The organism is Hymenobacter chitinivorans DSM 11115, assembly GCF_002797555.1.
GTDB lineage: Bacteria > Bacteroidota > Bacteroidia > Cytophagales > Hymenobacteraceae > Hymenobacter > Hymenobacter chitinivorans.
Map to the genome: position 1 here is coordinate 234,254 of NZ_PGFA01000005.1, position 13,487 is coordinate 247,740.

14 protein-coding genes are annotated in these 13,487 nt (G+C 63.6%); 9 read left to right on the plus strand and 5 right to left on the minus strand.

The genetic code is table 11. The features are described 5' to 3' along the window. The first annotated feature begins 116 nt into the window (after positions 1-116). The 3 genes from CLV45_RS23630 (at position 117) to CLV45_RS23640 (ending at position 4,205) form a co-directional block, all read left to right on the plus strand. Positions 117-1,472 carry a D-alanyl-D-alanine carboxypeptidase/D-alanyl-D-alanine-endopeptidase gene (locus tag CLV45_RS23630; RefSeq protein ID WP_100338967.1) on the plus strand — a complete coding sequence of 452 codons (1,356 nt, stop codon included), beginning with the start codon at positions 117-119 and terminating at the stop codon, positions 1,470-1,472. A 68-nt stretch (positions 1,473-1,540) separates the two neighbouring features. Beyond that, positions 1,541-2,260 carry a hypothetical protein gene (locus CLV45_RS23635; protein WP_100338968.1) on the plus strand — a complete coding sequence of 240 codons (720 nt, stop codon included), beginning with the start codon at positions 1,541-1,543 and terminating at the stop codon, positions 2,258-2,260. A gap of 307 nt (positions 2,261-2,567) precedes the next feature. Continuing rightward, positions 2,568-4,205, plus strand: coding sequence for an RICIN domain-containing protein (locus tag CLV45_RS23640; RefSeq protein WP_170061925.1), 1,638 nt, complete (start codon positions 2,568-2,570; stop codon positions 4,203-4,205). A 103-nt stretch (positions 4,206-4,308) separates the two neighbouring features. Here CLV45_RS23640 and CLV45_RS23645 read toward each other — a convergent pair whose 3' ends face one another. After that, positions 4,309-4,806 (minus strand): FG-GAP repeat protein, encoded by a 498-nt coding sequence (locus CLV45_RS23645; RefSeq protein WP_157807762.1) that lies wholly within the window; start codon positions 4,804-4,806, stop codon positions 4,309-4,311. Positions 4,807-4,858: 52 nt separating this feature from the next. Then, positions 4,859-6,760, minus strand: a complete 1,902-nt coding sequence (serA, locus tag CLV45_RS23650; RefSeq protein WP_100339064.1) for a phosphoglycerate dehydrogenase — start codon at positions 6,758-6,760, stop codon at positions 4,859-4,861. Between the two features lie 133 nt (positions 6,761-6,893). Here serA and CLV45_RS23655 point away from each other — a divergent pair, with 133 nt between their 5' ends. Continuing rightward, entirely contained in the window at positions 6,894-7,604 is a 711-nt protein-coding gene (locus CLV45_RS23655) for a hypothetical protein (RefSeq protein WP_100338971.1), read from the plus strand. Positions 7,605-7,696: 92 nt separating this feature from the next. Continuing rightward, positions 7,697-8,296, plus strand: coding sequence for a hypothetical protein (locus CLV45_RS23660; RefSeq protein ID WP_100338972.1), 600 nt, complete (start codon positions 7,697-7,699; stop codon positions 8,294-8,296). A gap of 10 nt (positions 8,297-8,306) precedes the next feature. Here CLV45_RS23660 and gloA2 read toward each other — a convergent pair whose 3' ends face one another. Together gloA2 and CLV45_RS23670 are read right to left on the minus strand one after the other, a co-directional pair. Continuing rightward, positions 8,307-8,696 (minus strand): SMU1112c/YaeR family gloxylase I-like metalloprotein, encoded by a 390-nt coding sequence (gene gloA2 / locus CLV45_RS23665; protein ID WP_100338973.1) that lies wholly within the window; start codon positions 8,694-8,696, stop codon positions 8,307-8,309. A 54-nt stretch (positions 8,697-8,750) separates the two neighbouring features. Next, on the minus strand, positions 8,751-9,464 hold the full coding sequence (locus tag CLV45_RS23670; RefSeq protein ID WP_100338974.1) for a DUF421 domain-containing protein: 714 nt from the start codon (positions 9,462-9,464) through the stop codon (positions 8,751-8,753). A gap of 189 nt (positions 9,465-9,653) precedes the next feature. On the opposite strand from CLV45_RS23670, the gene CLV45_RS23675 reads away from it, so the two are divergent. Next, entirely contained in the window at positions 9,654-10,334 is a 681-nt protein-coding gene (locus CLV45_RS23675) for an alpha/beta hydrolase (protein WP_100338975.1), read from the plus strand. A gap of 80 nt (positions 10,335-10,414) precedes the next feature. Here the strand turns inward: CLV45_RS23675 and CLV45_RS23680 are convergent, their stop codons facing one another. Beyond that, positions 10,415-10,705 carry a hypothetical protein gene (locus CLV45_RS23680; RefSeq protein WP_100338976.1) on the minus strand — a complete coding sequence of 97 codons (291 nt, stop codon included), beginning with the start codon at positions 10,703-10,705 and terminating at the stop codon, positions 10,415-10,417. A 299-nt stretch (positions 10,706-11,004) separates the two neighbouring features. Between CLV45_RS23680 and CLV45_RS23685 the strand changes: the two genes are divergently transcribed. The 3 genes from CLV45_RS23685 (at position 11,005) to CLV45_RS23695 (ending at position 13,480) form a co-directional block, all read left to right on the plus strand. Then, positions 11,005-12,201 (plus strand): helix-turn-helix domain-containing protein, encoded by a 1,197-nt coding sequence (locus CLV45_RS23685; protein ID WP_100338977.1) that lies wholly within the window; start codon positions 11,005-11,007, stop codon positions 12,199-12,201. Between the two features lie 107 nt (positions 12,202-12,308). Next, on the plus strand, positions 12,309-12,839 hold the full coding sequence (locus CLV45_RS23690; protein WP_100338978.1) for a hypothetical protein: 531 nt from the start codon (positions 12,309-12,311) through the stop codon (positions 12,837-12,839). Between the two features lie 74 nt (positions 12,840-12,913). Beyond that, positions 12,914-13,480 (plus strand): YceI family protein, encoded by a 567-nt coding sequence (locus CLV45_RS23695; protein WP_100338979.1) that lies wholly within the window; start codon positions 12,914-12,916, stop codon positions 13,478-13,480. The last annotated feature ends 7 nt before the right edge of the window (positions 13,481-13,487 follow it).

Here is a 13,487-nt window from a genome sequence, read left to right on the forward strand (position 1 = left end):
GCTTTACTTCAACTCCCGGCAGCTAAACGGGCCGCAACGGTAGGGCCGGCCCCCGGCCGAAAAAGCGGAAAAGTTGTGGTTGAGTTTGCATATTGCGCGCCCCAAACCCGCTGCGCATGTCCCGCCTGTTGCTCCTGTCTTTATTGCTCTGCGCATTGCTGACGGGCCCCGCGGCCCGGGCCCAAAACCGGGCCGCGGCCACCGGGACCGAAACCGCGCTGCAGCGTGGTCAGGGCCCGCGTTGGCTCAACCGGCTGGTGACGGGCTCGGCCGTACTGCGTCAGCACCACACGGGCCTGAGCATCACCGACGTGGCCACCGGCGAGGTAGTGTACGAGCTCAACAGCGCGGAATACTTCCAGCCGGCCAGCACCATGAAGCTCTTCAGCCTTTACGCGGGCCTGCACCTGCTTGGCGACTCCCTGCCCAGTCTGCGCTACGTGGTGCGTGCCGATTCGCTCATCTTCTGGGGCACCGGCGACCCAACCTTGCTGCACGGCGACGTGCCTTCGCGCCGGGCATTTACGTTTCTGCAAAGCCGACCCGAAAAGCTTTTTTACACCGCTATTCCTACCGTCGAGGCCTTCGGGCCGGGCTGGAGCTGGGACGACTACAACTACTACTTCTCACCCGAGCGCAGCCCTTTCCCCATCTACGGCAACGTCGTGCGCTTCCGGGCCGCACCCGGCCAGCCAGCCCGCGTGGCGCCCCGCCTCTTCGCGCCCCTGGTGACGCCCGCGCCACCCGGTGCTACCAGCCCCGACCACGTGCGGCGGCCGTTGCTCGAAAACCGCTTCGTCGTGTATCCTGCGGCGCAAAGCTGGACCGATGAAACGCCCTTCCGGACCAGCCCCGAGCTAGTGCTCAAGCTGCTGCAGGACACGCTGCGGCGCCCGGTGCTGGCCTTGCCCTGGCGCCCGCAGCCGCCGCAGGGCATCCGGACGCTGCCGGGCCTGCCCGTGGATTCGCTTTACCGCCGCATGCTGCAGGTGAGTGACAATTTCCTGGCCGAGCAGCTGCTGCTTATGTGCGCCAGCCGTCTGGGCGCTGATTCGTTGAACACGGCCCGGGTCATCAAAGCAGTGCGGCAGCAGTGGCTGGCCGACCTGCCCGACGCCCCGCGCTGGGTAGATGGCTCGGGCCTGTCGCGCCTGAACCTGGCTACGCCCCGTGACCTGACTGCCCTGCTTCTGAAGCTGCACCGGGAAGTGCCCGAGGCCCGGTTGCTGAGTTTGCTGGCCGCCGGGGGCGGGCACGGTAGCCTGCGCCGCGGCTACCACGACGCCCGCGGCCCCTGGTTTTGGGGCAAGACCGGCACGCTCACCAACGTGCACAACCTGAGCGGCTACCTGCGCACCCGCAAAGGCCGGCTGCTGGCCGTGAGCTTCATGAACAACAACCACGTGGCCGAAACCAGTGCCGTGCGCCGGGAAATGGAGCTTATCCTGACCCAGGTCCGGGAGCGGCTCTAGGCGGCGGCTCCCCAGCAAGGAGCCGCGAAAGAGTTTTGTACTATTTCTTTTGTCTTTCTCTCGTCTTTATGCGTCATAACCTACAACTCCTGGGGCTGGTAATCGGGCTTTGGGGGCTAGGAGCCTGCCAGTCGGCCGACCGCAGCCACCCGGCGGAGTCCGCCGCGGCCCGGGCCATTGCTGAGCCGCTCGCTGCCAAGCCCGCTCCGGCTTCGGCCCCAATGCCCCCAACTGCTGCGGCATCGTCGGCCGCCGGCCCACGTATTGCCCCGGCCGATTCGCTGCGGGAGCTGGCCCGCTTTACCCCGGCGGGCTACCGGGTCGAAGACGTTAGTCAGGGCAACTTAAACCGGGATGCTTACCCCGACCAAATTGTGGTGCTGCGCCGGCCCGACGCCGACACTACGACGATGGGCGACGAGGTGCCCCGGCCCTTGCTGCTGTTGCTGGGTACGGCCACCGGGCAGTACACCCTGGCCGTCCGCAACGATAAAGCCCTGATGTGCACCGGCTGCGGGGGCATGATGGGCGACCCGTACCAGGGCATTACCATCAAAAACGGCTACTTCTCGCTGGAGTATTACGGGGGCAGCGCCTGGCGCTGGACGCACATTACTACCTTTAAATACGACCCGGCCCGGCGCACCTGGTTTCTGCACCGGGAGGGCGGCGAGAGCTTCCATGCCACCGACCCCGACAAGGTGGAATCCTTCGCCCATACCACCCGCGACTTCGGCCGCGTTGCCTTCGCTGATTACGATTACGCAACCCGGGCGGGCGACCAGTAGCACCGCTGCCAACCGCTGTTTACCTACGCTCGGCAGGCCCACCACTACCTGCTATTCTGGCAGGAACCGAAAAGCGGGCAAATCAGGGTCGGGGAATCAGCTGGCAGTCTGATATTTGCATTTTATCCAGAACCGTAGATTAGTTATCAAGGTAAAGCATTGTCGAGTTGGCATGGCTCCCCGATTATCGGTAGATTCAGGCCGCCATTTGCTGCTTACCGACGGAAAAAGATACATGTCTGCCGGTTTGTCAACTGTATTAACCTCAAATTACTCCGCTGTGCGTCGCTTGATACTTTGCTCGCTGGTGACCGGTCTTTGGGCCGGCGCAACAACATTGGCTCCAGGTGCCACCACGCTTGGGTACGCCCCAGGCACCTCGTCGCTACTGCTGGTTTCATTACCTGTTCAGGGCGCGGGTACGGGCCTGACTGGCAGCTATTTTGCCAATGGTAGCCTGGCCGGCATGCCCCTGCAGCAGCGCCTCGACCCATCCATCAACTTCAACTGGGGCAAAGGTGCCCCCGGCCCCGACCTGTCCGACGACAACTTCTCCATCCGCTGGGAAGGCCTGCTGGCAGCCCCCTCGACGGGCAGCTACCGCTTCATCGGCAAAACCGTGGACGAGGTGCGCGTGTGGGTCAATGGCAAGAAGATCATCGACACCTTCAACGGCAGCAAAATCGGCGCTACCGGCAGTAGCGGCGTAGGCTTGGCTGCCGGCGAGAAAACCACGATTAAGATTGAGTTTGCCGCCGGCGAAGGCGATGCGCAGTTTCAGATGTTGTGGGCCCCGCCCGGCCAGGCGCCCCAGGTGATTCCGACCACTTATCTGTACCCGCAGGGCTCGTCTAACCTGCCCGACCCGGCCGGCACCGCCGTAGCTGCTGCCCCCGCGGCTCCCAAGCCCGCCCCCGCGCCAGCCAAGGTGGTGGCCAAAGCCAAGGTAGAGCCCAAGCCCCGCGAAGCCAAGCCCGCCGCCCCGGCCCCAGTGGAGCAACCCAAAGCCGAGGTGGCCAAAGCCGCCCCCGCCCCTAAGCCAGACCCGGCCATTGCCGCGGCTAAGGTCGCCGCCGCTAAAGCCGCCGCCGACAAAGCCAAAGCCGACAAAGCTGCGGCCAAGGCTGCCAAAGAAACGCCGCCCGCCGCTCCGGCCCTGGAGCCCGGCATTTACGTGCTGACCTCGCGTACCAGCGGCAAGGCCCTCGAAATTACGGATCCTTCCCACCCCAACAGCCGCCTCTACGACGCCGTGGGCGGGGTGGACAAAAACGCCGACAGCCGCAACCAGGCCCCGCAGTGGCGCATCGAGCGACTGGCCGACGGCTACTACCGCCTCGTGGTGCCCGGCAACAACCGGGTGCTGGAAGTGCTGGGTAGCTCTACCTCCAACGGGGCCGAAATGGACCTGTGGCCCTACTACAGCGGCAACAACCAGGTATGGCGCATCGAGCCCACCGAAGACGGCTACTACAAGCTGCTGGCCAAGCACAGCAATAAGGCCCTGACCGCCCGCGACTCGGCGGCGGGCACCGTGCAGCAGTGGCGCTACACGGGCAAGGAAAACCAGATGTGGAAGCTCAAGCCCGCCAAGTCGGAGGAACCTACGGCCCAGGATATGGCCACCAGCCGCCCTGGCGTAGGCGCCAACAAGATGAGCATCTACCCCAACCCCAGCAACGGCGTGGTGCAGCTGCGCTACCAGCTGCCCGAGGAAATTCCGATGGGCTGGGTGCTCTATAACCAGAACGGGGCTCCGGTCCGCGTATCCGACTACCGCCGGCAGCCCGCCGGGGCGCACCACCAAACCCTGGACTTCACCGGCCTGCCCGCCGGCGACTACAACCTGCGCATGACCGTGGGCACCGTCACGACCCGGGAGCAGCTGCAGCTGCGCAACCCCAAAGCCGACCCGGTGCCCACGGCGCCGCTGGGTAGCAACTAACGGCCGGGCTACTTAGGTAAAAATGAAAAGCGTCTCCCCGCAGGGAGACGCTTTTTTGTGAATTATGAGTATCTGTACAAGACCGGCAAAGGGGGGGTAGGTATCAGCAGGTTTGATGCAGCCAGATATACTTTTGCCCGTTCCAGTAGATCATTCCGCCCCCCGATTCTTCCTGCCCGAGCTCAATGGTTGGGTGACGAAGGCGTACCGTTCGGTCCCCGGCAATGTCGCCCGACTTGTCAAACGTAACTTCAAACGTGGTTGGCTTGCGGTAGAGGTGCCAATAGGTAGCCCACTCAAAATCTCCCTGCAGCATGTCCTTGCTGAGGTTGGAGCCGGTACCCAGCACGTAAGGCTGGGGCGTACCCTGGTGCAGAATAACGATGCCACGGCTGTGATTCTGCTTCTTCACCACCAAAACGGCAACATCCTGCTTGCCATCCCCATTGAAGTCGGCGACCAGAAAACCCGGCTGTACGTAGGTTGTGCGGGAATAAGCTTTGTCCAAACCGGCGGTCTGCCAATGCTGCCGGGCCCACTGCGGCAGCTCGGGCGGGGCTGCCAAAGTGTGGAGGCTAAGTGCAAAAAGGAAGCTGAGCATAGCTGAAGCAAATACTGTAATCGGAAAGTTCGCAGTGAAAGCCCAGCCAGTTCTAGTACAGCACCCGGAACTTAATCGTGTGCTCCACTTCGCGCAGGGCCTGGATTACCTCCTGGTCGTACTCCTGGTTGATGTCGGTAATGACGTAGCCGATATGCTCGTTGGTTTTCAGGTACTGCCCCAGGATGTTGACGTGGTGGGCAGCCAGCACGTTGTTGATGCGGGCCAGCACGCCGGGCACGTTGGCGTGAATGTGAATCAGGCGGTGAGCCTGCTGGGTGGGCAGCTGAATGTTGGGGAAGTTGACGCTCTGCTGGGTGTTGCCGGTGTTGATGTACTGCATAATCCGCTCGGGCACAAACTCGGCAATGTTGCGCTGGGCCTCGGCCGTGCTGCCGCCGATGTGGGGCGTGAGCAGCACGTTGGGCAGGCCCCGCAGCTCACTTTCGAAGCCTTCGTCGTTGGTTTTGGGCTCGTAGGGAAACACGTCGACGGCCGCGCCGCCGAGGTGGCCGCTGCGCAGGGCCGCGGCCAGGGCGGGCACGTCCACGACGTGGCCGCGGGCGTTGTTGAGCAAAATAGCGCCGGGTTTCATCAGGGCCAGCTCGGCGGCGCCGATGAGGTTAGTGTTGTCCTTGCGCCCGTCCACGTGCAGGGTCACGATGTCGGCTTGCTGCAGGAGCTCCTGCAGGGTGCGGCAGCGCACGGCATTGCCCAGCTGCAGCTTCTCGGCCACGTCGTAGTAGAGCACCTGCATGCCCACTGCCTCGGCCACCACCGAAAGCTGGGAGCCAATGTTGCCGTAGCCGACGATGCCGAGCTTCTTGCCCCGGATTTCAAACGAGCCCTTGGCCGACTTGTCCCACTCGCCCTGGTGCATCTTGGGGTTTTTCTCCGGAATGCGGCGGGCCAGCACGATGATTTCGCCCAGGGCCAGCTCCACCACCGAGCGGGTGTTCGAAAAGGGCGCGTTGAACACGGCCACGCCGCGCTTCATGGCCTCGGTCAGGTCAATCTGGTTGGTGCCGATGCAGAAGGCGCCGATGGCAATCAGGCGGTTGGCCCGCTCCAGTACCCGCGGCGTGACCTGGGTTTTGGACCGAATACCGAGGATGCTCACGCCCTCGATGCGCGCCATCAGCTCGTCTTCATCGAGGCCGCCGGGCACGGAATCCACCTGGTAGCCTTCGGCGCGGAACAGCTCAGCGGCCCGGGCGTCGGGGTTTTCGAGCAGCAATACCTTGATGCGGTTTTTGGGGTAGCTCAGGGTCATGGGTAGCTTGTTCTGGTAGAGAAACTCGTCGAAAGAGGGGAGAACTTCGTCGGCGCGGGCCACCACGGCTTCGCGGCTGACGTTTTCGGTGAAGGCGTAAAAGCGGTTGGCCAGGCCGGCTTCCCGGATTTGGTAGTCGGTGTAGCCGTCGCCGAGCACGTACACGTCGCCTTCGAGGTCGAGCTCCCGCAGCTGCAGAATCTTGCCCCCGTCGCGGCTGAGCACGTTTTCGGGGTCGAAGCCGGTGATGCGGCCGGTGTCGTCGAAGGTGAAGGTGTTGGCCAGCACGTGGTCGGCCTGAATGCCGAAGTCGGCCACGACGGGCTCGATAAACTCCCGGAAGCCGCTGCTGACGATATACACCCGGCCGGGAAACCGCTCGAAGAAGCCCCGGTTGCGCACGATGCTCTCCGAAACTTTGCCCTTGAGCTGCTGCACCAGAAGGGGCAAATGCTCACGCCGGGCCGGCAGCAAGGCCAGCCGCTGCTTCAACGACTCCGAAAAGCTCAGGCTGCCGCTCATGCCCTGGTCGGTCAGGGCCCGGATTTGGCTTACTACTGTTGAGCGGTCGGGGTGGCCCTGCAGGGCAATGTCGGCCAGCTCATCGAGGCCCTCGACTTGGGTAAAGGTGCTGTCGAAGTCGATGATGAGGTAGGGCAGCGAGGTGGTCAGTTGGGGCATAGTGGCGGTAATATCGGGCACAAAACTTATTCGGGACCGGAAAAAATGCGCCGCGGAAATATTGAGTCAGGTTTGGCAACCTTTACAACGGGCCGAAGCTCTTACCCTAACCAGCCTTTATGCATTCCTGATTATGAAGAAGTATACCCTGTTTTTCCTTTGTGCCCTGGGCGCCCACCTCGGCTACGGGCAGCAAACCGAAGTATCGTTCCACCTGAATTCGGGCGCGGCCAACTTCCGGGGCTCCGCCGCGGCGGCCAACTCCTCCATTGTTTTGCCTCACCAGGCCGGCACCGGGCCGTATACCAGCAACGTGTACGGCTCCCGGCTGACCTTCTCCTATGGCGTGGCCGGGCAGGTGCAGCGCCTGGCCGCCAGCCAGACGCTCCTGGGCGTGCAGGCCGGCTACGAACAGCTGCGCAGCCGGGTGCAGTTAGTCAGCGTCGTGGACCGGACCAACATGGTGGTGCCCGTTGATGGCAAAACTATTCTGACCAACTCCTTCGCCACGGTGCACCCGTTTTTCGGCCGGCGCTTTCGGCTGTCGGAACTGCAGCTGGACCTGACGGCGGGCCCGGAGCTGGGGTTGTTGCTGCACAGCCAGGAGGAAGGCCAAGCCCAGAGCCCGGCCGGGGGCCGCTACAGCAGCAGCCACGGCCACGACGCGCCCGACTTCGACCTGCGCGGCCGCCTCAACCTGACGGCCTACTACCAGAAAGTCGGCTTGTCGGTGGGCTATTCCTACGGAGTGACGAACTACCGGGAAAGTGAGCTGGGCACCACGGAGGAGGCCTATTCCCAGGTATTCCGCGCGGGGTTGGCGTTTCGGCTAGCTGAGCTGTAATTGGGAAGCCCAAGAAAAGTCAGAACTTGAAGCCTGTTGTCAATACTTGCAAGCGGAGTGGCGTTTTACACCTTCGCCACTCTCCTTCACCCATGCTACAGCCGCTGAAACGTTTACTGAAGGGCCTTTTTATTATAGGCGGCGTGGTGCTGGGCTTCCTGGGTTTTGTGGTGAGCACCAGCCTTGGCCTGGAATGTTTCTCCCGCCGCGACGTAGCCGGCAAGGTCACAGCAGCCCGCATCCGGCGGGTGCGCCCCGGGATGAGCGTGGCACAGGTAGTCCAAATTCTAGGGCGGCCTTACACTATGCTTTCAGTGAAAGGAAGCGGAACGCATACCCTAAACGTGCGCTGCAATGACCAAGAAGGCTCGTACGCCGCCGCCGTAACCGACACCCTGGATATAGCGGCCTGGATGCGCCGGGCCACGGCTGATTCGGTAGTGCATATCTGTGACGTGGGTGACGCCCGGGCCCATGACCGGAATTCGACCTTAACCTATACCCGGCCCGTGGCGTGGGCGGGGCGCTACCCCATGCTGTGGGTCCATTTCGATTCCTCGGCCCATGTTTCCGCGGTGTATGCTAAGGTCTACAAGCCCTATTCCCTACTCGACGACGACGTTATCTACTCCCTGAGCCCGCCTTCGGAGTGGAATAGTAAGGTTGACCATCTAGGCTCGACGTTCGATTAAATAAGGCCCGTTACTGCTCATAAAACTCCACCGGCAGTCCGTCGGGGTCCTGGATGAAGGTGAAGCGCCGGCCGGTAAACTCGTCGGTGCGGATGGGCTCGGCCGCTACCCCGTGCTGGGTAAGCCCGGCCACGGTGGCATCGAGGTCGGCTACGGCGAAGGCCAGGTGGCGCAGGCCGGCCGCTTCGGGCCGGGTGGGGCGGGGTGGGGGCGCGGGAAAGGAAAACAGCTCGAGGATGTAGTGGCCGCGCAGGGCCAGGTCCAGCTTGTAGGACTGCCGCTCGGCCCGGTACACTTCCCGGACGACTTCCAGGCCCAATACCGCCGTGTAGAAATGCTTCGACGCGGCGTAGTTGGTGCAGATAAGAGCAATGTGGTGGACGTGGAGCAACGGGAGCATAGGCCGGTTTTTGGGGCGAAGAAACGGGAATCAGCCCAGATATTCTCCGCGGCGCTACGATATGCGCTTGGCGTCGCAGGCCGGAATCCACTGGTCGTCGTGGCATACGGGGCAGCGGGCCACGCCGGCCCGGGGCAGCTCCCGCACCTGTCCGCAGGTGGCGCAGGCGTGGGGGCCGGCCGCGGCGGCTTGCTGCCGGAGCTGAGTGAGGCGCTCGGGCCAGATGGGCAGCCCGGGCTTCACGTCCTCATCGGCGTAGAAATAGGTGCTGATAATGCCCGTGGCCTCGATATACGCCCGGCGTACCTGGCCCAGGTGCTCGACCTGCAACTGCCGCAGCTCCCCAAACAGCTCCTTCTGGGTGAGGTTCTGCTGGCGAAACTGCGCCAGGCAAATCTGCCCGTCCTCGACCAGCAGCACCGGTTTGCCTTCCAGCCAGTCGCTGAACTTCGGGAATTTCTCGGTGAGCCAGTTGAAGAGCAAATACAGCCCCGACACGACGGCAAACACGATGGCCGCGTAGAGCAGGGGGGTATCGTGGTAGAGCATGGCGTCGCCGGCGGCTGAGCCCAGGGCCAGGATGATGCTCAGCTCGAAGATGGACAGCTGCCGCACCCCGCGCCGGCCCGTAACGCGCAGCGCCCCGATGACCATTAAGTAAGTCAGCACGCAGCGCAGCACTACTTCCAGCAGAAACAGGGGCGGGGCATCGTCGGAGAGCAGCAGCCGCTGCCAGTCGAAGGGCTCAATCTTAGTAGCGAGCAGCATAGCACAACGGAATAGTTGAGCTTGCTAACGCAGAGTCGGGGCGTATCGTTGAGCTAGTCGGGTTCTGCCGGGCTGGTTTGGTAGTAATTAAGCGCCGATACGGTTGGGCGGAACCGAAGCCCGGCTATATCATAATTGGCGGTCCGGAGTATACTTCCGGGAAGGCAAATTTTCCGTGGGGCCCGAGTTATGACGCGCAAAAGCAATGTATTCGAACTAATTCTGGAAACCGTGACCCTGCACGGCGTGGTAAACGAGGTAGAGGAACTCACCCTGCACACCAACGGGGGCGAGCTGCCGGCCCGGCTGCACCCGGCTGCCGCAGGCAGCGCCGCCGTGGTGTGGGTAGGCGGTGCGGGCGGCGGCCTCGACGGCCCGGCCTGGGGTTTGTATCCGCGGGTGGCGGGGCAGCTCCGCGGCCACGGTATGGCCTCCCTGCGGATTCATTACCGCCACCCCAACTACCTGGAAGAGTGCGTGGCCGATACCCTGCTGGCCGTGCAGTATCTGGTGCAGCAGCGGCAATACCGCCGCATTGCGCTGGTGGGGCATTCCTTCGGCGGGGCCGTCGTGATTTCGGCCGGGGCCCTGAGTCCGGACGTGGCAGCCGTGGTGGCCATGAGCAGCCAGACCTACGGCACCGACCTGGCCCCGCAGGTGAGCCCGAGGCCGCTGCTGCTGCTGCACGGCACCGCCGACGAAATCCTGCCCGCGGCCTGCTCCGAAACGATTTATGCCCGGGCCCGGCAGCCCAAGGAACTGGTGCTTTACCCCGGCTGCCGCCACGGCCTGGACGAATGCCGGGAGCAGGTCGACCAGGCGTTGCTCCGCTGGCTGCTAACCCAGCTGCGCCGCCCGGAAAATACTTAAGACCAACCGGGGTAAAAGCACAACGCCCGGCCGCAACGAGTGCGGCCGGGCGTTGGTACGCTTACGGAACAGGCGAAAACCTAGTCTTTGGGCTTGATTTTATCCTTGCGGCGCTTGTCCTTCACCTTCACGTCGCTGGGTACGGTCTGCACCGGCGGCGCCTGAGTTACGGTCGTAGCCGGCTCCACGGTGGTGGTCGTCGATTCGACGGTCGTGGTGGCGGGAGAGGCCGGCGTGGCGGGAGTAGCCGGAACGGCCGGAGTAGCCGGCGTTACGGTCGTTTGCTTGGTCGTAGTCGTGGTGGAGGACTGCGCCTGGGCCGAGTATGCACCCGTGGCGAGCAAGGCGGCGAAAACAAACAGCTTCTTCATGGGAGCAAAAGTTTCGTTGAACCATTGAACCGGCCCAGGAGAGAGGACCGGCTCCGAGCTGCCTTTAACGGAGCTCAACGGCGAAGGTTCAGCCGGGACCATTAATTCATTCGGATATTTCTATTATTGCGCTGAGGCCCAGCGGCAAAAAATGCCTGGTTTACCCCGGCTGCGGGCTTGTGCGGGCCCAAACTGCCGCGGCAGCGGGGGCTGAAGCTACCCGAGTGGGGCGGGAGCAGGGGCCCCGGCTGGGTGGGGCAGCGTTGCGCGGGCATTTTGGTTTACTATCTTTCCCACCTATGCCGCTCACCTTCACGCCCCTGGCCGCTTTGCTGTTTGCCGTTATTGCGCAGGCGGGCTTTGCGGCGGGCCTGCTCTGGTTTGGGCGGGCCAACCGAGTGCCCAACCGGTTTCTGGCCCTGCTCATGCTGGCCATTGCCCTGTGGCTGCTCGACGGGTTTTTCCGGGTGGCCGGCGTGTACTCCCAGCGGCCGGCGTGGTATTTTCTGCCGATTTACTACTCCTTCGCCTTTGGCCCGCTGCTGTATTTCTACGTGCAGAGCCTGATAAACCACGAATTTCGGTTTCGGCCGCGGCAGCTCGGGCATTTCCTGCCGGTGCTGCTGCAGGCCGCCCTGTACTGCGGACTCAGCCTGCAGCCTTACAGCTTCCGCAACTGGTTTTGGCAGCACGTGCACCAGCCCTACACCTACCGGCTGGAGTTTCTCGGTACTTGGGTTTCGCTGATTATCTACCTGATGCTGAGCTTGCGGCGGCTGCAACAGTACCGGCGCTGGTTGCCCGAACATTTTTCCGAAACCTCCCAGCTGCGGCTGCAGTGGCTGCGCGGCCTGCTGCTGGCCCTGGCCCTGGTAAGCCTGCAGTGGCTGGTGGAGCTGGTGCTGCGCGAGTTTTTCGGCCTGTACTACCGCTACGACTATTCCACCGAGCTGCTGGGCATCGTGGTGTTCGTAATCGGGGCCGTCGGGCTGCGGCAGGCCAATATGCAGGCTGTGCAGTTTGTGCCCGAAGCTGCCGAAGAGGAGGCGTTGGCCGAAACTACTCCGCCGGCCAGCCCGGGTGGCGCACTAGAACTGGCAGCCGACCCGGCGGCCCCCACGACCCTAGCCGCGCGGGAGCCGGCCGTGGTAGATGCGGCGGTGCAGGAGCGAATCCGGCGGGCCCTGGAAGACGAGCAGCTGTTCCGCAACCCCACCCTGACCCTGGCCGAGCTGTCGGCCCACACCGGGCTGCCGCCCCGGCTGATTTCGTTTACCGTCAACCAGGGCTTCGGCCAGTCCTTCAACGACCTCGTGAACGGGCTGCGGGTGGCCGAAGTGCAACGCCGCCTGGCTACCACCGACGATGCGGCCCGCCTCACGCTGTTGGGCATTGCCTTCGAGTCCGGGTTCAACTCCAAAACGACGTTTAACCGCATTTTCAAGCAGTTTGCCGGGGTTGCACCGAGCGAGTACGCCGCCGGCCGACGGGAGTAACCTGGTGCCAGATCCGGATTTGGGACGTCCCACCGGCTAATCTGGGGCGCTTCAGGCCGCCGGGCCGCCCACCTTTGGACCGTACTTCAACCCCCACGAATACGGTCATGAACATGCTCCTCCCGGCGCTGCTGCTCGGCGCCACCATTCCCGCCATTGCCCAGTCGGCCGCCCCGGCTGCTACCGTCTGGACCGACCACCGCCGGGCCCTGCCCGACCCGCTGCGCCGGGTGCCGGTGGGCCTGCAGCTTTGGCACACGCCCAATCCCAACTACCCCGAGCCCGACCCCGCCCAGCCCGGGCATTTTCTGTGGAAGCACAGCACGATGGTGCGCAACGACACCGGGCAGGAGCTCGAAATCGTGGCCTGCGGCAGCTTTATCTGGTACAGCGAGGCCGGCTGGCAGGCCAACCTGACCGAAACGCCCGCCGAGTTTGCCGAGCTCTTCAACTGCCCCCGGGGCCGCCTCAAGCCGGGCGCTACCTACACCTTCGCCAAAAACTACCGCTACGCCAGCAGTGCCCGCAGCCTCTACGGCGGCGACGCGCTCTGGTACATCCTGGCCAAAGACGCCAGCGGCAAGCTCTACAAAGGCCTGGGCCTGATTGAAACCGAAGCCGACGTGCTAGGCAAGTAAGGCAAGCAGGGCCGCTCTGACGGCCCTTTCTGTAACATCTCACTCCGCCATTTCCTCATTCCGCATTCCTCATTATGAAAACGCTGTTCTTTTTCCTGCTCCTGTTCTCTTGCCTGGCTTTCCGGCCGGCGCCCGTAGTGTACCGCGTGGATACCGCCGCCAGCAAGCTGACCTGGACCGGCTACGCCGAAGTGGGCAGCTGGGCGCCCTCGGGCACGGTGCAGCTGCGCCAGGGCCAACTGGAATACGGCGGCAACACCCTCCGCAACGGCCGTTTTGAAATAGATATGCGCACCATTGCCCACCCCAACCCGGACTTGCAAAACCACCTGCGCGGCACTGATTTCTTTGCCGTGGAGCAGTTTCCAACGGCCGTATTCGAGCTGCGCGAAGTAGTGGGCACTGAGGCCGTGGGTCAGCTCACGGTGAAGGGCATCACCCGGCCCCTGCGCTTCCCAGTACGTATCACGCGGGCGGGCGGCACGCTGCGGGTGCAGGGCACGGCCTCGGTGGACCGGACCCAGTTCGGGGTGCAGTTCAACTCCAGCTCCTTTTTCCAGAACCTGGGCGACCATGCCATCCGCAACGACTTCCAGCTCGCCTTCGATATGGTGGCGGCCACCGGGCTGGCAAAGCAGTAGGCAGCAT

Bases quoted from the DNA above. Each gene is read 5' to 3' on its own strand.
- CLV45_RS23630 (WP_100338967.1), top strand. From the start codon at position 117: ATGTCCCGCCTGTTGCTCCTGTCTTTATTGCTCTGCGCATTGCTGACG.
- CLV45_RS23635 (WP_100338968.1), top strand. From the start codon at position 1,541: ATGCGTCATAACCTACAACTCCTGGGGCTGGTAATCGGGCTTTGGGGG.
- CLV45_RS23645 (WP_157807762.1), bottom strand. From the start codon at position 4,806: ATGCTCAGCTTCCTTTTTGCACTTAGCCTCCACACTTTGGCAGCCCCG.
- serA (WP_100339064.1), bottom strand. From the start codon at position 6,760: ATGCCCCAACTGACCACCTCGCTGCCCTACCTCATCATCGACTTCGAC.
- CLV45_RS23655 (WP_100338971.1), top strand. From the start codon at position 6,894: ATGAAGAAGTATACCCTGTTTTTCCTTTGTGCCCTGGGCGCCCACCTC.
- CLV45_RS23660 (WP_100338972.1), top strand. From the start codon at position 7,697: ATGCTACAGCCGCTGAAACGTTTACTGAAGGGCCTTTTTATTATAGGC.
- gloA2 (WP_100338973.1), bottom strand. From the start codon at position 8,696: ATGCTCCCGTTGCTCCACGTCCACCACATTGCTCTTATCTGCACCAAC.
- CLV45_RS23670 (WP_100338974.1), bottom strand. From the start codon at position 9,464: ATGCTGCTCGCTACTAAGATTGAGCCCTTCGACTGGCAGCGGCTGCTG.
- CLV45_RS23675 (WP_100338975.1), top strand. From the start codon at position 9,654: ATGACGCGCAAAAGCAATGTATTCGAACTAATTCTGGAAACCGTGACC.
- CLV45_RS23680 (WP_100338976.1), bottom strand. From the start codon at position 10,705: ATGAAGAAGCTGTTTGTTTTCGCCGCCTTGCTCGCCACGGGTGCATAC.
- CLV45_RS23685 (WP_100338977.1), top strand. From the start codon at position 11,005: ATGCCGCTCACCTTCACGCCCCTGGCCGCTTTGCTGTTTGCCGTTATT.
- CLV45_RS23690 (WP_100338978.1), top strand. From the start codon at position 12,309: ATGAACATGCTCCTCCCGGCGCTGCTGCTCGGCGCCACCATTCCCGCC.
- CLV45_RS23695 (WP_100338979.1), top strand. From the start codon at position 12,914: ATGAAAACGCTGTTCTTTTTCCTGCTCCTGTTCTCTTGCCTGGCTTTC.